Origin of the sequence: Faecousia intestinalis (genome assembly GCF_040096185.1) — a bacterium.
Taxonomy (GTDB): domain Bacteria; phylum Bacillota; class Clostridia; order Oscillospirales; family Oscillospiraceae; genus JAZOXB01.
The window spans coordinates 60177-81617 of the sequence record NZ_JBBMFF010000248.1 but is presented as its reverse complement, the minus strand read 5'-3'; the positions used below and the strand labels follow the sequence as shown (position 1 = coordinate 81617).

At 61.0% G+C, this 21441-nt stretch carries 14 protein-coding genes; 9 read left to right on the top strand and 5 right to left on the bottom strand.

Going from position 1 to position 21441, the window contains the following annotated elements; translation table 11 throughout:
- Positions 1–97: 97 nt before the first annotated feature.
- Both WMO66_RS11745 and WMO66_RS11740 read right to left on the bottom strand, forming a co-directional pair.
- A complete protein-coding gene (locus WMO66_RS11745) occupies positions 98–2161 on the bottom strand; it encodes a sensor histidine kinase (protein WP_349136611.1) in 2064 nt (687 codons plus the stop codon).
- Positions 2142–2852 (bottom strand): response regulator transcription factor, encoded by a 711-nt coding sequence (locus WMO66_RS11740; RefSeq protein ID WP_349136610.1) that lies wholly within the window; start codon positions 2850–2852, stop codon positions 2142–2144. Before WMO66_RS11740 ends, WMO66_RS11745 begins: the two co-directional genes overlap by 20 nt.
- Positions 2853–3160: 308 nt before the next feature.
- Between WMO66_RS11740 and WMO66_RS11735 the strand changes: the two genes are divergently transcribed.
- The 3 genes from WMO66_RS11735 to WMO66_RS11725 are packed head-to-tail and all read left to right on the top strand — an operon-like array spanning position 3161 to position 7125.
- The gene (locus WMO66_RS11735; RefSeq protein ID WP_349136609.1) at positions 3161–4990 is read left to right on the top strand and encodes an ABC transporter ATP-binding protein; all 1830 of its coding nucleotides are present in this window, start codon (positions 3161–3163) and stop codon (positions 4988–4990) included.
- A complete protein-coding gene (locus WMO66_RS11730; protein ID WP_349136608.1) occupies positions 4977–6800 on the top strand; it encodes an ABC transporter ATP-binding protein in 1824 nt (607 codons plus the stop codon). The genes WMO66_RS11735 and WMO66_RS11730 overlap by 14 nt, the downstream gene beginning before the upstream one ends.
- Positions 6801–6813: 13 nt before the next feature.
- Positions 6814–7125 carry a rhodanese-like domain-containing protein gene (locus WMO66_RS11725; RefSeq protein WP_349136607.1) on the top strand — a complete coding sequence of 104 codons (312 nt, stop codon included), beginning with the start codon at positions 6814–6816 and terminating at the stop codon, positions 7123–7125.
- Between the two features lie 61 nt (positions 7126–7186).
- Here the strand turns inward: WMO66_RS11725 and WMO66_RS11720 are convergent, their stop codons facing one another.
- Positions 7187–8146: a PT domain-containing protein gene (locus tag WMO66_RS11720; RefSeq protein WP_349136606.1), complete on the bottom strand. Its 960-nt coding sequence runs from the start codon at positions 8144–8146 to the stop codon at positions 7187–7189.
- Positions 8139–10430, bottom strand: a complete 2292-nt coding sequence (locus WMO66_RS11715) for an S-layer homology domain-containing protein (protein WP_349136605.1) — start codon at positions 10428–10430, stop codon at positions 8139–8141. Before WMO66_RS11715 ends, WMO66_RS11720 begins: the two co-directional genes overlap by 8 nt.
- Positions 10431–10736: 306 nt before the next feature.
- Here WMO66_RS11715 and WMO66_RS11710 point away from each other — a divergent pair, with 306 nt between their 5' ends.
- Together WMO66_RS11710 and WMO66_RS11705 are read left to right on the top strand one after the other, a co-directional pair.
- Complete coding sequence (locus tag WMO66_RS11710; RefSeq protein WP_349136604.1) at positions 10737–16205, top strand: S-layer homology domain-containing protein; 5469 nt, start codon at positions 10737–10739, stop codon at positions 16203–16205.
- 139 nt (positions 16206–16344) lie between these two features.
- Positions 16345–17490, top strand: a complete 1146-nt coding sequence (locus tag WMO66_RS11705) for a DUF4317 domain-containing protein (protein ID WP_349136603.1) — start codon at positions 16345–16347, stop codon at positions 17488–17490.
- A 41-nt stretch (positions 17491–17531) separates the two neighbouring features.
- On the opposite strand, the gene WMO66_RS11700 is transcribed toward WMO66_RS11705, so the two are convergent.
- A complete protein-coding gene (locus tag WMO66_RS11700; protein ID WP_349136602.1) occupies positions 17532–17756 on the bottom strand; it encodes a hypothetical protein in 225 nt (74 codons plus the stop codon).
- A 111-nt stretch (positions 17757–17867) separates the two neighbouring features.
- Here WMO66_RS11700 and WMO66_RS11695 point away from each other — a divergent pair, with 111 nt between their 5' ends.
- The 4 genes from WMO66_RS11695 to rbr all read left to right on the top strand — a co-directional run bounded on the left by WMO66_RS11695 (position 17868) and on the right by rbr (position 21409).
- Positions 17868–18110, top strand: a complete 243-nt coding sequence (locus WMO66_RS11695; RefSeq protein WP_349136601.1) for a helix-turn-helix domain-containing protein — start codon at positions 17868–17870, stop codon at positions 18108–18110.
- A 116-nt stretch (positions 18111–18226) separates the two neighbouring features.
- Entirely contained in the window at positions 18227–20146 is a 1920-nt protein-coding gene (locus WMO66_RS11690; protein WP_349136600.1) for an NAD(+) synthase, read from the top strand.
- A gap of 24 nt (positions 20147–20170) precedes the next feature.
- Entirely contained in the window at positions 20171–20848 is a 678-nt protein-coding gene (locus WMO66_RS11685; RefSeq protein ID WP_349136599.1) for a GTP pyrophosphokinase, read from the top strand.
- 15 nt (positions 20849–20863) lie between these two features.
- Entirely contained in the window at positions 20864–21409 is a 546-nt protein-coding gene (gene rbr, locus WMO66_RS11680; RefSeq protein ID WP_349136598.1) for a rubrerythrin, read from the top strand.
- Positions 21410–21441: the final 32 nt, after the last annotated feature.

Sequence of the window (21441 nt, the reverse complement as noted above, 5' to 3'; positions counted from 1 at the left end):
CTCGGCATCCGGCTGGATACCGAGACATTTGACGCAGAGAAGATGGCAACCTTTTTATCTCTGCACGACCTTTCCACAAATGTCCGGGCCGCAGGTTTTATTCTTCTGTCAGCGGAAGCTCCACGGAGGCCTTGAACAGGTCCCCCTCAATGGCGATCGTGAATGTGCCGCCCTGCAGCTCCGTCAGGCTGCGTGCGATGGAGAGGCCGAGACCGCTGCCCTCCGTGCTGCGGGAGGCATCACCGCGGACGAAGCGCTCCATCAGCTCCTCGGCGGGAATATTCAGGGCGTCGCGGGAGATATTCAGGAACGTGATGCGCAGCAGTTCGCCGCGCTCCTCCGTGCGGAGATAGGCCCTCGAGCCGGGCAGGCCGTACTTGCAGATGTTGCTCAGCAGATTGTCGAACACCCGCCAGAGGAGCCTCCCGTCCGCCTGCACACAAAACCGCTGGGCGCGCAGATCAAAAACAGGCTCGATCTTCGCATTCTGCAGCCGGTCGGCATACTCCGCCTCCGCCTGACCGAGCAGGACGTGGGCATCAACTGCCTCCGGATGGACCGTCAGATTGCCGGTCGCCGCCTTGGAGGCCTCGATGAGGTCCTCCGTCAGCTTTTTCAGCCGCGTGCTCTGACGCACGAGCACCTCGAGGTACTCCGGCGCGTCCGGCGAGGAAAGGCCATCGCGCTGCAGCAGGCCGGCGTAGTTCACGATGGACGTCAGCGGCGTTTTGATATCGTGCGAGACGTTCGTGATGAGCTCCGTTTTCATCCGCTCGCTCTGCATTCTCTCCTCTACGGCATTGCGCATCCCGTCGCGGATGCCGTTGAGATAGTTGGCCTGTCTGCGCAGCGGAGAGAACATATGGTCCGTCGCGACCGAATGATCCAGATCACCCTCGGCAAGCCGCTTGCTCCCGTCCAGCAGGCGGCGCAGGTCCAGCAGGAACAGCACGACCAGCGGCGTGAACACGACCTTTTCCACGATCCAGAGAACAGCATAGGCCCCGGTCATCAGAAAGCCGAGCTCCAGCAGGCTAAGGGCCAGCCAGCACACGAGAGCCGTCCAGACAAGCGGGAGCTTCGGCATCACGCGCCGGATCACCGCCGCAAGCCGCCGCAGCACGCCGGGGATGCAGTCCAGCAGACGGCGCAGCAGCGTATTGCGCCACATGGTGTGCGCCTTGCAGCGTGCGGCGATCGTCATGGGGAGGGTCTGAAGCAGAAAGCAGAGGAGGACAGCGGCCGGTGCGATCGACCACAGCTCCCCCTTTGCACTGGCAAGAAAGACGATGATGAGCACAACTGCGGCGAGGGCCAGCAGATAAGCCTCAAACGGCATCCGATCGAGCCAGCGGAGTGTGATGCCCGCGGTTCCGCGCTTATGGCCCGCCGTGCGCAGGCGGAAGGCAAAGCTGGCCACGCAGCAGGCCGCGGAAAGCACAAGGATGAGGATGAGCCACACGCGCATGGCGATCAGCAGATCGATCCAGCGCGCCGTGACGGCGACCGAATCGTTCCCGATCGGGGCTGCAGCCAGCGTCACGCCGACCTCTACCTCGGTCAGGCTCCCCTCGGGATAATACCAGATCTTCAGCATCGGGTAATAGGACTCTAAGCCGGATAGGGTTTCGTCGAGCGCGTCGCCGAGGCTTTCGTCGATCGGCGAATAGGACGTGCTGTATTCAAATGGCGACGCCTCGATCTCATAGTCCTCGATCTGGTATGGGAAACGTTCCAGCGCGCGCTGGGCCTTTTCCGCATCCGAGAACGTATTCTTCCAGAGCTTCGTTTCTCCGGTCGTGAACGTATAGCTGAAGGGGTCCTCAAGGAGGCTCGTCTCCCCTTCCTTTGCATTGGAAAACACGGTTGTTCCGTCCGTCGTCTTCACATCGACATGGACATTCAAGCTGTTCAGGTAATTCTGATAGCTCTGCGGCTCATGGACAAGTCCTTCCAGCACCGGTTCGACATGGTCGTAGTATTCCCGGACCCCTGCCGCATGCAGATAGGATGTACGCAGCTCCGCGCCGCCGTCGTTATAGGCCTGATAGGAAGCCAGCAGCACGATGCCCGCCGTGCTGAGCAGCGTGAGCAGGAAGCTCACGGTCAGTATGACGGATGCTGCGATCCGCGCCGCTAGGTTATCTTGCAGTTTTTTCATTTCGTCGTTCCTCCATTTTGTATCCCTTGCCCCACACGACCTTGAGATAGCGCGGTTCGGTGGGATCAATCTCGATCTTCGAGCGCAGATGCCGGATGTGCACCGCCACGGCGTTCTCCACGCCGACGGGCGAATCGCCCCAGACACGGCGATAAATTTCGCGCGGAGAGAAGACTGTGCCCGCATGCTGCATGAGCAGACGCAGGATGTCGAACTCCGTCGGCGTCAGCGCGACCGGCTCGCCGTCGACCGTGACGGTCCGCCCGGCGTCGTCGAGCATGATGCCGCCGATGGTCACCTGCGTCGGCAGCACCTGCCCGCCGCCAAGCTGCAGATAACGCCGGAGCTGCGAGCGGACGCGCGCCATGACCTCAATGGGATTGAACGGCTTTGTCACATAATCGTCTGCGCCGAGATTCAGGCCGAGGACCTTATCCGTGTCCTCCGACTTGGCTGTCAGCAGGATGACCGGCACATTCGAGGTCTTGCGCAGCTCCGCCATGGCGCTCAGCCCGTCCATGCCCGGCATCATCACGTCGAGCAGGATGAGATGCACCTCCTGCGTGGCGGCAAGCCGCAGCATCTCGCTGCCGTTGTAGGCCTCGAGCACCTCATAGCCCTCCGCCGTAAGATAGATCCGCAGTGCGGACACGATGTCCCGCTCGTCATCACAAACCAGAATCCGATACATGCCGTCCCCCCCATTTTCTCTCCGCGCAGCCGCCTGCGTTCTCGCTTCTGCCCCTACAGTTTACCGAAAAACGGCAGCAGAAACAAGCAGGCAAAACCGAAAGATATTCTTAAGATCGTTATAATTCACTCCAATATAGTATATTGTATCATCCGCTCCGCTGCAAGCACCGCAGAAAAAGACGAGGCGGATTTCGGGGATTTTTCAGGAAATCCCGTCGAAATTTTTCTCAAAAAATAGAAATTTAGGCTTGTACGAAGACATACCGTTTGGTATAATATTCAGACACGACTATTTTCTTCAAGGGGATGAGCTTCATCGAAAGCAAGAAGAAACGCCCTGGGTCATTCCGCCACATCTGGCCGAATCTGGGGCGCTACCGCATCTGGACCCTGGCCGCCGCGATCTTCGGTGGGCTGGAGGTCATGCTCGAGGTCCTGATCCCGATGCTGATGTCCGTCATTGTGGACGGCGGCCTCTACCGGGAGCAGGATTTCATGCTGCGCGAGCTGTTTCCGGAGGCACTTATCGCAAACCGTGACCGCTTCGTTCTGACAGTCGGCATCATCATGGTCATCGTTGCCTGCTGCTCCATGGCCTGCGGCATTCTGAGTGCACGCTGCTCCGCCGTGGCCAGTCAGGGCTTTGCCAAAAATCTCCGTGCGAACCTGCTCGGAAAAATTCAGGACTTCTCGTTCGCGAACACGGATCATTTTACAACGTCCAGCCTGATCACCCGTGCCACGACGGACGTCAACACCGTGCGCAACACCATGCAGCAGTTCCTGCGCACACTGATCCGCTCGCCATTCATGGTGCTGATGGCAACGGTCATGGCCTTTACGATCTCGCCGCATCTGGCGGTGATCTTTCTGATCTCCATTCCGTTTCTGGCCGGTGTTCTGGCCATCCTCATGAAGATCGGCCAGCCGCGCTTTCGCAAAATGCTGCAGAAGATGGACAGCATGAACCGCGCCGTGCAGGAAAACCTCATCAGCAGCCGCGTCGTCAAGGCCTATGTCCGCGGCGATTATGAATCCGAGCGCTTCCGCGGCACGGCGGAGGATCTGCGGCAGGCAACGCTATCATCCTCCCGCCTGTTCACGCTGACCGGTCCCATCCAGATGTCCATCCTATGGGGCTGCACGATCGTGCTGCTGCTCCTCGGCGGCCGCGAGATCATTTTCCGCACAACGGGCCTGCTTACAGGTGAGCTTGTCAGTCTGGTGTCCTACACGACGCAGGCCGTCAACGCTCTGACGATGCTCACGTGGCTCATTATGGCTCTGTCCCGCGCACATGCCTCCCTCGTCCGCATCAACGAGGTGCTCGACGAGACCGTTGACATCACGGACGGGCCGAGCGACGCCGTCGTGGAAGACGGGAGTGTGGATTTTGAAGACGTCTGCTTCAGTTATTCCGGCGATCCGGACAAGCTTGCACTGCGCCACATCACCGTACATATCAACAGCGGCGAGACCATCGGAATCATTGGCGGCACCGGCGAGGGCAAATCCACGCTTGTAAATCTCATCCCGCGCTTTTATGACACGCTGTCCGGCACCGTGCGCGTCGGCGGCCGCGATGTGCGCGATTACACGCTCGAGCACCTGCGCGACGGCGTTTCCATGGTGCTGCAGAACGGCGCGCTGTTCTCCGGCACGATCGCGCAGAATCTCCGCTGGGGCAATGCCAACGCCACGCAGGAGCAACTGCGCGAGGCCTGCGCCATCGCCTGCGCGGACGAATTCATCGACCGCTTCCCGGACGGCTATGAGACCGTTCTGGAGCAGAACGCCGCGAACCTCTCCGGCGGACAGAAGCAGCGCCTGCGCATTGCGCGCGCCATTGTGAAGCAGCCGAAGATTCTGATCCTCGACGACTCCACGAGCGCCGTGGACATGGCGACGGACGAACACATCCGCCGCGCGCTGAAAACGGCCATGCCCGGCAGCACAAAGATCATCATCGCGCAGCGCATCGCCTCGATCCTCTCGTGCGACCGGATCATCGTACTGCACGAGGGCGAGCTCTCCGACGTCGGCACGCATGCGGAGCTGATGGAGCGCAGCCAGATTTATCGCGACGTCTATGACAGCCAGATGCGGGAGGAGGGTGAGCAGCATGGCCAGAGTTGAGCTTCGGAATTACCGCCGCGCGCAGTCTCCCCTGCACACGCTGTTCCGCCTGTTCCGCTATTTCCGTCACTGCCGCGTGCTGCTCATCTGCGCCGTGGCATCCATTCTGGCCTATGTGGCCTGCACGATCGGCGCGTCCTACTGCATGCGCCCGCTGACCAATCTTCTGAAGGAAAGCGGCATCACGCCGAATGAGACCTACGCAAAATATCTGAGCCTGCTGGCCGGTCTCGGCACGCTGTATTTCCTCAGCGCCGTGACGAACTACCTGCTCAACCGCCTTATGCTCGAGACGAGCACCGTCATCATGCGTGAGCTGCGCGCGGAGCTGTTTGCCCGTATGCAGAAGCTGCCCATCAGCTATTTTGACGCCAATACGAACGGCAGCCTCATGAGCTATTACACGAACGACATCGAGGCGACGAACGAGCTGCTGCAGCACAGCATCACGCAGATGCTCATCTCCGTCACCTCGCTCACGGGCACCATCGCCATGATGCTCGTGCTGTCCATGCGGCTGTTTGCCATCATGGTCGTTCTGGGCGCCATCGTGCTGCTTGTCGTGCGCATCACGACAAAGATCAGCAGCCACAGCTACCGCGCACAGCAGAAGAACGCCGCGGCCGTAAACGGCTACATTGAGGAAATGATCGCAGGACAGCGCGATATCAAGGTCTTCACACACGAAAAGCAGGTCATGGCCGACTTTGAGCCGATCAACGACGCGCTGTACAGCGCGTCGACCACAGCAACAACGGCCACATCCGTCGTCGGCCCGATCCTGAACAACCTGTCGCACATGTTCTATGCCATCACCTGCGCCGTCGGCACACTGTGGCTGACCGGCGAGGGCACCGGCGGTATCCTCATCACGTTCCTGCAGTACATCCGCACATTCGCCGACCGAGTCAGCCAGATCGCAGACCAGTTCAACTCCATCATGCTGGCGCTGGCCGGTGCGGAGCGCATTTTCGACGTGCTGGACACCCCGGCCGAGATCGACGAGGGCTCCGTCACGCTGGCGCGCGAGGGCCGCGACTTTTACTGGGTCAAGCCGGACGGCACACATGTGCCGCTGAAGGGCGACGTCCGCTTCTACAACGTCGACTTCTCCTATGATCCGGACAAGCCGGTGCTGAAAAACCTCTCGCTCTATGCCAAGCCCGGCCAGAAGATCGCCTTCGTCGGCTCGACCGGTGCGGGCAAGACGACGATCACGAACCTCATCAACCGCTTCTATGACATTCAGGGCGGCCACATCACCTATGACGGCATCGACGTGCGCGATATCAAGAAGGATGACCTCCGCCGGTCCCTCGGCATCGTTCTGCAGGATACCCACCTGTTCACCGGCTCCGTGATGGAGAACATCCGCTACGGCAGGCTGGACGCGACGGATGAGGACTGCATCCGTGCAGCGAAGATCGCCAACGCGCACTATTTTATCTCGCATCTGCCGCAGGGCTATAACACCATGCTCTATTCCGACGGCGCAAACCTCAGTCAGGGCCAGCGGCAGCTCGTCGCCATTGCGCGCGCGGCCGTCTCGGAGGCCCCGGTCCTCATTCTGGACGAGGCGACGTCATCCGTCGACACCCGCACCGAAAAGCTCATCGAAAAGGGCCTTGACGGCCTGATGGCCGGTCGCACGGTCTTTGTCATCGCGCATCGCCTGTCGACCGTCCGGAACGCGAACGCCATTCTCGTTCTGGAGCAGGGCCGCGTGATCGAGCGCGGCAGCCACGCCGACCTGCTGGAGCAGCACGGCAAGTACTATCAGCTCTATACGAACATGATCGAGCTAGCCTGAAAGGAGCGCGCCCATGATCCCTGTTGCCGCAGACGCCGAGCAGGCGCTTGCCATGATCCGCTCGCATCCCGACGGCACGGTCGTGGATGTCCGCGACGAAGAGGAATACATCACCGGCCATCTGGCAGACGCCGTGCTGCTGCCGGTCGACGAGATCAGCGCCGAGACGGCTGCAGAGGCCCTGCCCGATCAGAGTAGCCCGGTCCTCGTCTACTGCAAGACCGGTAAGCGCAGCCGCGCTGCAGCCGAAAAGCTCGCAGCGCTCGGATACTCCGAGCTCTACGACCTTGGCGGCCTTGGCGGTTGGCCATACGGTCTCGAATAAGCAGATCCATAAAACGGAGCCGATCCCTTTTCCGGGGACCGGCTCCATGTTATATCAGGATTCAGTTTGCGTCATACTCGCTCGGACCGAGGCCCCATTCGTCCGCCTCTGCCGGGCGTGCCCCGATGCCGACATAATAGGCGTCGATCGGCGTGAAATCACTGTCAATCGTCTCGCCCGCATTCACGGTGAACATGATGTCATTGCAGCCCGTCTGACTGCAGTAATCGACAAACTCCTTTGGAATGACCGTGCTCTCATAATAGAGGTCCGGCGCACCGAAGGCATGCAGGATCTCGTGGGCATAGGTCGAAGGCGGCGCGTCAAATATGTCTCCGAAGCGGATATACAGATTGACGTATTCGATGTCATAATCCGTGCTGGACGAGAAGCCGAGGGACCAGGGATTCGGCGTATGCTCATAGGGCGTATTGAACAGGAAAAAGTAGATCACATTGTCCGCGTGGTATTTCTGCCGCAGAGATTCGGTGTCAATGTTCTCCCGCACATAATCGGCCTGCACCTCATACATGCCCCCATCCTCGCGGACGAGAAGCTCCGAAAACGAGGCATCATAGCGCAGGTCCGGATCAGCGGTCCAGTCATAGAGGAACGAAGCGTCCGAGCCATATGCAGCCGCCTGCTCCGTGAGCCACTGCGCGGCCGTGTCCATGCGGTTGAGCGTCAGGAGCATCTCCTCGCGGTCGGCCTCGTCGTCCCATGCGGTCTGCGCATCATTCGTAAAGATGGAGATGAGCAGGGTCGTGCCGCGCAGGCTCCCGGCAGAGCCGAGCGCGCCGTCATACTCCGGCTCCCATTCCGGCTCCGTCGGAGCCTCCGTAGGGGGCTCGGTAGAAGACTCCGCAGGGGCCTCCGTCGGTGCCTCCGTGGGCTGCTCTGTCGGCTCCGTGACCGCCGTTTCCGTCGGTGTCACCGTCGGAGCCATCATATCTCGGCGGCAGGCCGTCAGCGCTGCAAGCAAAAGCAGCGCAGGCAGCACGCGAAGCAGGTATTTACGCATTTGTCTTCTCGTAGAACCGCACGGCGATCGTCGCAAATTCCGCGCGGGTCGTCGTGGACTGCGGGCGGATGGTGCCGTCCTCTGCATAACCGAGGATCAGGCCGTTCTCCACGGCCCATTCCATAGCCTGCCGGGCATAGTCCGAGATGCTTGCATTGTCGCGGAACTCCGCAAGCTTCCTGCCGCTCGTCTTCGGGGAGCCTGCATAGCGATACAGCAGCGTGATCATATCCTCGCGGCTCACCCCGCGGTCCGGACGGAACAGGCCGTCGTCATAGCCGAGAACGATCTTCTCGCGCTGCGCCCACAGGACGGCGGGTGCATACCAGCTGCCCTCCGCAACATCCGGGAACACGTCGGAATAGGCAATGCTGCCGGGCGCGGCAATATTATAAATGACCTGCGCCGTCTGTGCGCGCGTCGTAATGCCGGACGGATCAAAGATGCCGGCACCTTTGCCGTGCAGCAGGCCAAGCGCCGTGGCGCGGGTGATCGTGTCATAGTACCAGTCGCTCTCGAATACATCCATATAATCGCCGAGCGGGTCTGCATGGTCAGCGCTCCACTTGCCGATGACGCCGTCCAGCCACTGCACACGCTTGACAACGAAATTCTGCAGGGAGGCAAAGTTCTCCGCAAAGCCGTTTCCGCCGGGGCGGACGTCCATATGAGACGATTTCCACAGCAGCTCGTCATAGCCTGCAGCCGCAGCGACCTGCTCACGGTACCACGCGAACGAATGCACGCTGCCGTCCGCACTGACCGCGTCCGCATTACCGGCAAGGACATCTGCCAGCGGCGTGATGTACTTCGTATACTGTCGCTGTGCCTCGGCACGGAACTCCGGAAGGGCATACAGCGCGCGGCCGAGCGAGCCGTATACCGTGTAGAGCAGCTCCGGCTGCGGCAGAAGGTCCTCATAATTATTGTTGCCGAAGCCAAGGTCGTAGTCCCACAGCGGGCCCATCTTCATCGGCTCCGAGCCGGTTTCCTTATAGAGGTAGGCGGACGTGTTGAAGCCGTCGCCGTTCTTGCTCAGCTCGTTGACAAGATAGCACTGCACCATGCTCTCGACCGTGACATAGTCCGTGAACGGCTTGCCAGTCTTCGAGCTCGTGCCGCCCTCAAACACGGCGTCCTCATAGTCCTGATACCAGCTGGCGATATAGTCCATCTCCGCCTTCGAGCAGGCCTCCGGCGACTTTACAACGACATAGAAGCCACGCGCCGTGATGAAATAGCACTTTTCCTCCATGGCACGGTCGGCGAAGTCCATCTCAAGCAGGTAGCCGCCCGTGATGTCCGCAGGATCGTTCATACCGTCACAATAAAGATAGGTCGCGCCGTTGGCGGTCGTGCCGGTCTTTGACTCGAGCTTCGTCAGGTCCTCGACATCGGGGTTGGCCTTCTCATTCGCCTTTTCCAGGTCCGTCACGTTCACACGGCCCTCGTTGACCTCCACCTTCTCCGTCAGGAGGTACAGGCCGCGGAACTCGCCGTCATAGAACAGGCACACCGGGCGATAGCCCATGTTGCACTCCATCTGCAGCGCGCGGCCGAGGTCGAGCGCAAGCATGTTGCGGACAGCGGACGGATCATAGAAATTTGCCAGCAGGACCCACGTCTTGACCTTATCGGCGCTGTCGCCGGTCTGGAGCAGGTCGGTCTTTTTGTCCAGCTTGATCTGATAGGGGCGCTTGGCTCCCTTCCAGGTCGAATTGCCGCGGCCCTTGATCTGCGTCAGCTTGCCGTCGTAGACGGATTCGCCGTCCGCTGCGAGCAGAGCCATGCTGCCCTTGGCCCTGTTGGATTTGTCCTCGCTGGACTCGACCCACTCACGGCCCTCGTTCACGGGATCGTCGCTCACGAGGAACATCGTCGACACATTGTCATACCGCAGGAACGTCACGCGCTTCTCTGCCTGCATACTCCCGGAGCGGGCACGCAGCGTGATCGTATCGTCCGTGCCCTCGCACAGGGTGGTCAGGTCCAGCGTATCGCCGCTCTTGAGCGCCACGGAGCCGCGGCTTCCCGTCGCCGTCACAACGGCATTCTTCTCGGAAAGCGTAAAATACACCGGGACCGCCTTCCGGGATACGCTGGCTGGCAGGAAGAGCGTCGTCGTCCCGTCCAGCTCGATCGGATCGATGCGGGTGTGCGCCGAGGCGGCATCCCCCATTGTATAGAATTCCGTCCACGACAGAGTGGGCGCAGCCTGAGCCGACAGGCCGAGGCAGGATACCAGCACAGCCGCCGTCAGGCAGAGCAAAAGCAGTCGTTTCATTGTCTCACTCCTCAATTCTCCGGGGCCAGCCGGACCGGCCCACATGTTTCCCCTATTATACCGGCTTTTACAGAAAAAAGCAAGGCCGTCCGATCCGGCTAACAAGAATTTAACATCATATCAGCTAGAACACATGCCACCGGTCGATCAGCGTTGTTTCCAAATATTTGACTGTATTTTTGTGCACTATTCACAACTTCCGGCGGCCTCGCTTGACACTTCCCGCCCCATATGCTATCATGCAACTGACATTTCATGTCGAAGAAGGAACTTCCTTCCATCAATTCATTAGGAGGACAGTACATCATGGTCAGCAGAAGAATGCCGGTCATCCGGCGGATCTTGTGTACCCTGCTTGTCTGCGCGCTGCTCACCGGCCTGCTTCCGGCCGCATTTGCGGCGGGCTCCGACCCGGACTTCAGCGCCCCGGCCGACAAGGTCCTGATCTCGCAGACGAACTATCCGATCGTGAACGGCCTGACGGAATCGCAGGTCATTCTGAACAACGCCAGCGGCAGCGCACAGGTGCTTGGCTATATGGCCACCATCACCCCCGGTGCTTCCGTGAAGCTCAAGGCATCCTATCCCAACTACTACACGGCGGGCAGCACGGCCGAGAGCCGCGCGGAGACTGCGAAGAACCTCGGTTGGGATCTGAAGACGACCACGTCTCAGGCCGCCGCCTACGAGGCCGCGACGGGCGAGACCGTTGTCACTGCCGTGAACGCCGACTACTATAATATGCAGACGGCACAGTGCCGCGGCTATCTTATCATGGAAGGCCACCTCATCCAGACACACGAGAACGACGACTGGCTCGAGCCGTATTTCGCCGTTCTGAAGGACGGCAGCTATGACATCCGCGACTACGGCACCCCCACGGACGACGTCGCCGAAGCCATCTCCGGCCCGTTCTGGCTGCTGAAGGACGGCAAGATCCAGGATGGCCTGGACGCCAGCTATAAGGCTCCCCGCAACTCCATCGGTCTGAAGGAAGACGGCACGCTCGTCATCTTCATGGCAGACGGCCGTCAGGGCCTTTCCGATGGCATGACCGTCTATGAAATGGCCGAAGTCCTGCAGGCGCAGGGCTGCGTCAAGGCCATCTACCTCGACGGCGGCGGCTCTGCGACCTACGCCTCCCGCCACGAGGGCAGCAATAAGCTTACCATCCAGAACCATCCGTCCGACGGCCCTGAGCGCGTTGTCGCCTCGACCCTGATGATCGTCTCGACGGCGCAGCCGACCGGCCGCTTTGACCACGCCGCGCTCTCGCCGAAGAACGACCTCTTCCTTGCAGGCGCTTCCGTGCAGTTCACTGCCACGGGCGTCGACTCCAATGGCTATCCTGCCGATCTGCCCGCCAATGTGAGCTGGGGGCTGGAGGACAGCAGCTTCGGCACCATCGATGCAAACGGTCTGTTCCGCTCGAACGGCAAGTGCGGCACCGTGACGGCTCAGCTTCTGCAGGGCAAGACCGTGCTCGGCACAACAAGCGTGGAGGTACAGGAGCCTGAGGAGCTCTTCTTTGCCGCCGAAACGCTGAACCTCTCCTTCCAGGAGTCGTCCGACCTCGGCCTGACGGCCAAGAGCGGCACGCGCCTGATGGATATGGGCGGCTATGTGTTCGACTGGACCATCATGCCGACCGATCCCGGTAAGCAGCCCTCCGACATCGGCTCGTTCTCCGGCAATACGTTCACGGCCGTCAAGGCCCGTGAGACGCTGGAGGCTGACATTACCGTCAGCTACACGAAGCACGACGGCACAAAGCTGACCGACAGCATCCATGTGGAAATCGGCAGAATGCCGCAGGTCCTGCTCGACTTTGAGCCGGATGCCGAGGGCAAGCTCATGCAGGGCGCCGAGTACGACTGGGGCAACGCGCAGTACGGTGCGAAGTTCGGCGACGAAAACATGGAGCTGACCTTCATCAACTGGGATAAGGAGACGAATGCGCCCGCGACCGTGACGGAAAAGGGCCCGTTCCAGTTCGGCGGCACCTACATTGGGGACTATACCGACGAAACGTATTATCCTGCCTGCTATGTGCTCGGCAGCGCTGGCTACAGCCTGTTCACCTGGCACGCCTCCTATATGAAGGAGCACTCCGCAACGGTGCAGGTCGTGAATGGCGACGAGGGCGAGACGCGCTTCGGTGACTACTCCATGCGCCTCGACTATGACTACACCGATCTGCTCCCCGGCTACCGCAATGTCAACGAGTACCTCTATTACGCCGATACAAGCGACGCCGCAAAGACGGATCTCTACAGCGGTATCTCGCTTGACGGCTCTCCGTCCGGCCTTGGCGTCTGGGTCTATGCGCCCAAGGGCACGCCGAACTACTGGCTGTGGACGCAGATCGCCTATTACGATGAGGCCAGCGGCACCTATAAGCGCTCCTATCTGCACTTTACCACGCAGGAGGGCCGCTCCCTGCAGTATACCGGCATCTACTGGGAGGGCTGGATGTACTGTGAGGCAGACCTCCGTCCGTTTGCCAAATATGTCACGAAGGATCATCCGCTGAAGATCCTCAACGGCCAGCCGCTCGTGCTGCTGACCTACATTCCCGGCGGCTCCGCCAACGAAAACGGCGATAAGATCCCCATGGGCTCCATGACAAGCGGCAGCCTGTACTTTGATAACTTCCGCGTTGTCTACGGCGACACGGTCGACGACCTCGAGAACCCGGTCATCGACGCCGTGAAGGCCGGCGCGGCCGAGCTTGCCGGGGACGGGACGACGGAGCTAAAGACGAACCGCCTGACGCTCACGGCCGAATTCCATGACCCGGCGGGCGAGAATGCCACCGGCATCAGCCCCGCCAAAACCTCCATCTCCGTTGACGGCCAGCGCCAGACGCTCACGGCCTCCACGGAGAGCAGCGCCAGCGTCAGCGTTCTGCTGCCGAACGGCACGCACAGCGTCACCGTCTCGGTCTGCGACGGCTTTGGCAACGTGACGACCGAAACGCGCTACTTCACCGTGAATGCCGCTTCGACGGCCTATGGCACGGTCACGCTGACCGGCGAAGCGAATGCCGTCATCGGCGAGGACTATGCCCTGACGCTGAATGCCGCTGGTTCCCGCAAGATCGGCTCCGTCACGATGGAGCTGCGCCTGACGGATACGTTCGGTGCGCCGGAGGTCTCGTTTGAAAACGGCTACACCGGCACTTATACCTATGAAAAGAACGTTCTGAAGCTGCAGGCAACCTCCGCTTCTCCGAAGCTCGGCGCCATTGCGACCGTGAAGTTCCATGTCCCGAGCGCGGCTGCCCGCGGCTCGCTGCTGACCTACACGCTGGAAAAGGGCAGCTTCACCGACGGCGGCACGACGCTGAGCTTTGCCCAGCCCGCGCAGAATGTCGGCGTGACGGCGGCCTATGAGCTGACGGCGGACATCATGACCGTCGGCGGCAACGGCAAGCTCTATGTCAAGACGGCAGACGGCAAGGCCCCCGGCCGCGTGCAGATCTACACGGTCGTTGACGGGCAGGAGGACACGCTTCTCGGCACGACGAACGCCGCAGGCGTGCTCGTGACGAACCGCTTCTGCCAGACGGCCGGTGAGAAGTTCACCGTCTACGCCAAGGGTGAGGCAGGCCTTTCCTTCCGCTGCAGCGGCGTGACGAACGGCATCGGCAGCACAGAGGTCGCGCCGACAAACATCCGTCTGAACGCCGTGCAGGCTCCTGCAACGACCCAGAACATCAGCTGGTTCGCAGCGCCGGATTACACCGCACGCAATGCCGTCGTGCAGTACACGACGGAGGAAGCCTACATTTCCGGAAACTACAGCTTTACCACCGTGCAGGGTACGAGCACGGTCCGCTCGTTCACGGACGGCTATCAGGCCTCGCTGGTCAACTCCGTCACACTGACGGGCCTGACGCCCGCGACAACCTATTCCTACCGCGTCGGTGACGGCGTGGAGGGCCACTGGTCCGATGTCCGCACATTCACCACGGCCGAGTCCGGCGCAGAGACGTCGTTCTTCGTCATGGGCGACACGCAGCTCAGCGGCAATGTCGAGGCTGATGCCGCCGATATCGAGGTCATACATCAGATTGCCGAGGCCATCGGCAATGCGAACACGGACTTCGGCATCCAGACGGGTGACTTCATTGACAACGCTGGCAGCCTGACCGCCTGGAACGAGATTCTGGACGTTTTCTCCGATGACTTCCCCGCCTCGCCCATCGTGCAGGTCCTCGGCAACCACGAATACTACGGTGACCTGAGTGCCGGTCATGCGATGAATATCTTCGGCACGCCGGATGCAGACTACTACTCCGTGGAATACGGCAATGTCTACATCGCCGTGGTGAACTGCAATGCAGACCTGAACGCAGCGGCCGCCTGGCTGCAGGAGGATGCCGCAAAGACGACGTGCGAATGGAAGCTCCTGACGGTCCACCAGCCGCCATACTACACAAACCCCAAGGGCTCGAGCGCAGCCTATAACCGCATTCTCCCCGCCGCGATCGATGCCGCCGGGATCGACGTTGTCTTCTCCGGCCACGATCATGCCTATGCCCGCACCGAACAGCTGACCGGCGGCGAAGTCGCCGAAAACGGCACGACCTATGTCATCTGCGGCGATATGGGCGAAAAGTCCCGCGACGTCAACTACGCCGCCGTGGACGATCCCGCTTTCCACTTTGCCAAGATCAGCCAGAGCTATCAGGCGCTCTACCTGCTCGTGAACACGACCCGCAGCGAGCTGACCGTGACGGCCTATGACCTGAACGGTTCCGTCGTGGACACGTTCACCGTCGAGCACGACAACGCCTGCCGCGACGGTCACTCCTTCGTCTTTGATCGCCTGCACAAGACCCTTATCTGCTCCGTCTGCGGCGAGGCCGCACCTGCGAACTACACCGGCTGGGCCACGGACAAGACGAGCGGCAAGCAGATGTATTTCCTCGCCGGAGAATACAAGACCGGCTGGATGCTCATCGGCACGGCTGCTTATCACTTCGACCTCAAGAACGGCACGATGCACAAGACCACCATTCTCGAGGACGTTCCGACGACCTGCTCCGTGCAGGGCCATCTGAGCGTGAAGTGCGAATGCGGCGAGACCTATGAGACAAAGTACGACAAGCCCTCCGGCCACAGCTTCTCCAAGGTCGTGGCCGACGACGGCACGGTGTATTACCACTGCGACCGCTGCGGCAAGATCTCGACCATGGATATGCCGTTCGTGGATGTGGACGACACCGACTGGTTCGCGGAGGCCGTCTACTACTGCTATCAGAATAGCCTGCTGCGCGGCAGAAGCGAAATGAGCTTTGACCCGGATGCCGCCATGACGCGTGCCGAGCTCGTCACCGTCCTGTGGCGTATCGCCGGTTCCCCGAATTCCGACAACGTCGGCAAGACGCCGTTCACCGACGTTCCGGCCGGCTCGTGGTACACCGCAGCCGTGAACTGGTGCTCGGAGAACAAGATCGTCAACGGCATCGGCGACGGCCTGTTCGCCCCGGATGACCAGATTACCCGTGAGCAGATCGTCACGATCCTCTACCGCTTCGCAAAATTCCGCGGTCTCGATGTCGGCGACACGACTGACCTTGCCAAGAAATTCACCGACGCCGCCAGGGTCAGTGACTACGCGAAGGAGGCCCTGAGCTGGGCGGTCGCCGTCGGCATCATCAACGGCATGCCGGACAACACGATCGCTCCGCAGAACTCCGCTACGCGCGCCGAGGTCGCAACGATCATCATGCGCTACACAAAGCTCGTTTCCGGAACGGAAAACTGAACACAGCACAACGGAGAGGGCCTCGGCCCTCTCCGTTGTTTCTCGCAAAAGTCTGTTTGGCTTTTCTAGCCTTCCGCGCTGGAAATGTGCAGCGGTCTGTGCTATAATATTCCGGAATCCAATTTGAGAGGTATCCCACATGATCGACAAGGAAGTGGCGGAGCTCCGCCGCCGTTATCGCCAGGATCGGAGCAATATCACGAAAATCCACGGCTGCTATGTCAATGTCCACGGCGAGCTCGTCTCCGCCTTCACCCTTTCCATGGGCCTGCTTCCGGAGGGTGAGCAGGAAAAATATCTGGAGCTGCTGAAAAAAGGCATCTCCGGCCGAATGGGCAAAACCCTCTCCGACCTGAGCTTCTCGACGGCGCAGGTCGCGGACAGCGACGAGCACCGCCTGCTCATGCGGCTGCGCGACTCCGGCCTGGAGGACGAGGAGGCCGTGCAGACCCTGTATGAAAAGATCGCAGGCTCTCTGCATCTGGCGGACAACTACCTGATCCTGCTGGCTGCGGACCGCTATGACGTGCCGTTCCGTTCCCGAGACGGCTTCCGGCAGGACGAGGGCAGCGAGCAGCAGTTTTCCTATATACTCTGCAGCATCTGCCCCGTGAAGGAGACGAAGCCCGTCCTGCGCTATGACTCCGCAGAGGGGAAATTCCACGAGCGCGGCACGGACTGGGTCGCCTCCGCGCCGGAGGTCGGCTTCCTGTTCCCGGCCTTTGACGACCGCGCGACGAACCTCTACGGCGCGCTGTATTACACAAAGAACACGGACAGCAGCTATGAGGAGTTTGTCTCCGCCGTGTTCAACCTGCAGCCGCCCATGCCCGCGGGTACGCAGCGTGAAACCTTCCGCGAGGTGCTGACGGACGCGCTGGAGGACGAATGCAGCGTGAACGTCGTCCAGAACGTCCATACCGCCCTGCGGGAGCTCGTTCTGACGCACAAGGAGACCCGCGCCGAGGAGCCGCTGGCCGTCACGCGGCAGGAGGTCGGTGCGGTGCTTGAGCACTGCGGCGTGTCCGAGCCGAAGATGGCCGCCTTCAACGTCAAATATGACGAGGCCTTCGGCGGCGGCAGCGAAGTCCCCCCGCAGAATCTGCTCGGCGCGGTCCAGCTGGAGTACCGCACGCCGGATGTCGTCATCCGCGTGAATCCGGACCGGCAGGACCTCGTGCAGACGCGCGTGCTCGGCGGTGCAAAGTACCTGCTCATCAATGTCGATGAGGGTATGGAGCTCAACGGCGTCAGCGTCCGCGTCCCGGAAGAACAGAAGGACTGAAATGATTTCAGGAGCAGGCAAATGCCTGCTCCCGGTTTTTTCTATTGCTCCCACGCCTCCGGCGTTTCGCGCCACAGCTCGATCAGGTTCGTATCGCCGCGCCGTTCCGCGCACATACTGGTCTCCAGATAGATCTCCTCCGCGCGCTCCAGCGCCAGCCGGAGACGGAGCGCGATGCAGGCCGCGCTGCTGCCCTGCTCCAGCCCCATCAGGGCATCGTCCACCGCTCCGCAGAGGATGGCATACATTTTTTGATAGTCCGCCATGGTTTTGCTCTCCCAAAAAGTCTATGGATAGCCTAATAGTAGCATGCATAGCCTATATTGTCCAGTGTTTTTCGTTATGCTAAAGGAAAAACTTGGAAGGCAGGCATCACCATGAACACTGTCACCGCTGTCCGCGACCGCATTCTGCAGCTGTGCGCAGAGCGCGGCATTTCCATCAACCGTCTCGCCTCGCTCAGCGCGCTGCCGCCCTCAAGCCTGAAGAACATTCTCTACGGCAAGAGCCAGAACCCGAAAATTCTGACGATCAAGCTGCTCTGCGACGGTCTCGGCATCACACTCGGTGAATTCTTCTCCACGCCGGAATTCGATGCGCTGGAGCAGGAGCTGCAATAACGTCTGCTTGTCGAAAAAGTCTCTTCGGACTTTCCCCCAAAGCCGCCCTTGTTTCGGGCGGCCGTCTGTGGTATGATAATTGGGATAAGTACCGCAACAGAAAGGACAACGCCTTTATGAAAAACGGATTTCTGAAGGTCTGCACGCTCTCCCCCGCACTGCGCGTGGCAGACTGCGCCTATAATACGCAGGAAACGATCGCCGCCATGCAGCAGGCCGCGCAGGACGGCGCGGCGCTGGCCGTTTTCCCGGAGCTTGGGCTCACCGGCTATACCTGCTCGGACCTGTTTCTGCAGCAGCCGCTGCTGGATGCCGCCGAGCAGGGCCTGCGGGACATTCTCCGCGCAAGCGAAACGCTCGAGCTCGTCGCCGTCGTCGGCTTGCCGGTCCGCGTGGACGGCGCACTCTATAACTGCGCCGCCGTGGTCTGCCATGGGGCGCTGCTCGGCCTTGTGCCGAAGACCCATCTGCCGAACTACGCAGAGTTCTATGAGCTGCGTCACTTCACCCCCGCACCTGCCGAAACGCGCAGCGTCACACTGTGCGGCGCGACCGTCCCCTTCGGCACGGACCTGCTGTTCCGCTGCCGCGAAATGCCGGACTTCTGCCTCGGTGTGGAGATCTGCGAGGACCTCTGGGCCCCGCTGCCGCCGAGCACCCGCCATGCGCTGGCCGGGGCAACGGTGCTTGCCAATCTCTCGGCAAGTGACGAAACCGTCGGCAAGGCGGAATACCGCCGCCAGCTCGTCGGCCAGCAATCCGCACGCTTGCTGAGCGCCTATCTCTATGCGGATGCCGGGCACGGCGAATCCACGACGGATATGGTCTTTGCCGCGCATGATCTCATCTGTGAAAACGGCGCGCTGCTGGCCGAGGCAAAGCCCTTCGGCACCGGCCGCGCCGAGGCCGTGCTGGACCTCGGACGCATGCAGTGCGAGCGCCGCCGCAGTACGACATTCTGCCCGAATGCCGCAGGCCATACCACCGTTCCGTTCTCCATGCCGCTGCACGAGACGGCACTCACCCGCCCCGTCTCCCCCACTCCGTTCGTCCCCAGCGATGCGGCCGCCCGCGCCGAGCGCTGCGAGCTGATCCTCGAGATCCAAGCAGACGGCCTTGCAAAGCGGCTGGAGCATGCGCACGCCAGAACGGCCGTGCTCGGCATCTCCGGCGGTCTGGACAGCTGTCTTGCCTTACTCGTCGCCGTGCGCGCCATGAAGCGCCTGCAGCGTCCCATGCAGGACATTCTTGCCGTCACCATGCCCTGCTTCGGCACGACGAAGCGGACGCGCTCCAACGCAGAAATTCTGTGTCAGGAGCTGGGCGTACAGTTCACGGAAATCTCCATTACGAACACGGTCCGCAGCCACTTTGCCGACATCGGTCAGAGCGAGTCCGTGCTCGACGTCACATTTGAAAACGGGCAGGCGCGCGTGCGCACACTGGAGCTGATGGATCTTGCCAACCGCACGGGCGGCCTTGTCGTCGGCACGGGCGACCTGAGCGAGCTGGCGCTCGGTTGGGCGACGTACAACGGTGACCATATGAGCATGTACGGCGTAAACGCGGGGGTTCCGAAGACGCTCGTGCGCCACATTGTGCGCTATGAGGCGGACACGGCCCAGAGTCCCGCCCTGCGCCGCGTGCTGCTCGACATTCTCGACACGCCTGTCAGCCCGGAGCTGCTCCCCGCGACGGAAACCGGCGAGATCGCGCAGCAGACGGAGTCCCTTGTCGGTCCCTATGAGCTGCACGACTTCTACCTCTACTATGTGCTTCGCTTCGGCTTCGGGCCGGAAAAAATTTACCGGCTGGCGCAGACCGCATTTGCCGGGAAATACCCCGCAGAGACGCTGCTGCACTGGCTGAAAAACTTCTACCGCCGCTTCTTCATCCAGCAGTTCAAGCGCAGCTGCCTGCCCGACGGCCCGAAGGTCGGCTCCGTCACGCTCTCGCCGCGCGGCGACTGGCGTATGCCGAGCGATGCCTGCGCCGCAGTCTGGCAGGCCGAGCTGGACCGTCTGGAGGCCCGTTAAAGCCATTTACAGGAGGGATGCGTTATGGATTGTTCCACCGCGCCGCTGCTGGAAAACGCGCATGCGTTTCTTGTCATGCGGAATCTCTACGCCGCTGCAGGGCGGCAGCTCACCTTGAAGTTTGAGGTTCTGAACAGTGAATTCAACGTGCTGTACGCACGCAATCCCATCCACCATATTGAAAGCCGCGTCAAATCCCCCGAGAGCATCGCGGCAAAGCTCCTGAAGAAGGGCCTGCCCCTGACGCTGGAGTCCGCCATGCAGAATGTCAACGATATTGCGGGCGTGCGCGTCGTGTGCAGCTACATCGACGACGTCTACCGCGTGGCGGAGATGGTCGAGCGCCAGCAGGATCTGGAGATCGTCAAGCGGCAGGACTATATCAAAACGCCGAACTACAATGGCTACCGCTCCCTGCATCTGGACCTGCGCGTGCCGGTCTACCTTTCGGACCGGACAGAGCAGGTGCTGGCGGAGGTTCAGATCCGTACCATCGCCATGGACTTCTGGGCCAGTCTGGAGCACGATATCCGCTACAAGGCTGACCGCAGCCGCCTGCCCGCGGGGATCAATGAAGAAATGCTTGCCTGTGCCGGGAAGATAGCCGAAATCGACCGGCAGATGCAGGACATGTATCAGCGCATCAAGGCCGCTGAGGCTGCACCGGACGCAGCCCCGGCCGAGACAATAACAAATCAATAACAGGAGACGATCATCATGGCAAAAACCACAAAATACGCCGGCACGCAGACGGAAAAGAACCTGCAGGCCGCCTTCGCAGGCGAATCGCAGGCCCGCAGCAAATACACCTTCTTTGCCTCCGTAGCAAAGAAGCAGGGCTACGAGCAGATCGCGGCGCTGTTCCTGAAGACGGCGGACAACGAGAAGGAGCACGCCAAGCTGTGGTTCAAGGAGCTGGCCGGCATCGGTAGCACGGCCGAGAACCTCGCAGCGGCCGCAGAGGGCGAGAACTACGAGTGGACGGACATGTATGCAGGCTTTGCCAAAACGGCCGAGGCAGAGGGCTTCCCGGAGCTGGCAGCCCGCTTCCGCATGGTCGGCGAGGTCGAGCGTCATCACGAGGAGCGCTATCGCGCCCTGCTGCACAATGTGGAGACGGCCGCCGTCTTCGCAAAGAGCGAGGTCAAGATCTGGGAGTGCCGCAACTGCGGCCACATTGTTGTCGGCACGGCCGCTCCGGAGGTCTGCCCCGTGTGCAATCATCCGCAGAGCTATTTTGAGCTCCACGCCGAGAACTATTAAGGCAGAAAAATCGCTCCGCAGGAAGCCGTTCA

Coding starts and splice junctions, on each gene's coding strand:
- WMO66_RS11720 (WP_349136606.1), bottom strand. CDS start 8,146: ATGCGTAAATACCTGCTTCGCGTGCTGCCTGCGCTGCTTTTGCTTGCA.
- WMO66_RS11690 (WP_349136600.1), top strand. CDS start 18,227: ATGAAAAACGGATTTCTGAAGGTCTGCACGCTCTCCCCCGCACTGCGC.
- WMO66_RS11725 (WP_349136607.1), top strand. CDS start 6,814: ATGATCCCTGTTGCCGCAGACGCCGAGCAGGCGCTTGCCATGATCCGC.
- WMO66_RS11730 (WP_349136608.1), top strand. CDS start 4,977: ATGGCCAGAGTTGAGCTTCGGAATTACCGCCGCGCGCAGTCTCCCCTG.
- WMO66_RS11705 (WP_349136603.1), top strand. CDS start 16,345: ATGATCGACAAGGAAGTGGCGGAGCTCCGCCGCCGTTATCGCCAGGAT.
- rbr (WP_349136598.1), top strand. CDS start 20,864: ATGGCAAAAACCACAAAATACGCCGGCACGCAGACGGAAAAGAACCTG.
- WMO66_RS11695 (WP_349136601.1), top strand. CDS start 17,868: ATGAACACTGTCACCGCTGTCCGCGACCGCATTCTGCAGCTGTGCGCA.
- WMO66_RS11745 (WP_349136611.1), bottom strand. CDS start 2,161: ATGAAAAAACTGCAAGATAACCTAGCGGCGCGGATCGCAGCATCCGTC.
- WMO66_RS11715 (WP_349136605.1), bottom strand. CDS start 10,430: ATGAAACGACTGCTTTTGCTCTGCCTGACGGCGGCTGTGCTGGTATCC.
- WMO66_RS11740 (WP_349136610.1), bottom strand. CDS start 2,852: ATGTATCGGATTCTGGTTTGTGATGACGAGCGGGACATCGTGTCCGCA.
- WMO66_RS11700 (WP_349136602.1), bottom strand. CDS start 17,756: ATGGCGGACTATCAAAAAATGTATGCCATCCTCTGCGGAGCGGTGGAC.
- WMO66_RS11710 (WP_349136604.1), top strand. CDS start 10,737: ATGGTCAGCAGAAGAATGCCGGTCATCCGGCGGATCTTGTGTACCCTG.
- WMO66_RS11685 (WP_349136599.1), top strand. CDS start 20,171: ATGGATTGTTCCACCGCGCCGCTGCTGGAAAACGCGCATGCGTTTCTT.
- WMO66_RS11735 (WP_349136609.1), top strand. CDS start 3,161: ATGAGCTTCATCGAAAGCAAGAAGAAACGCCCTGGGTCATTCCGCCAC.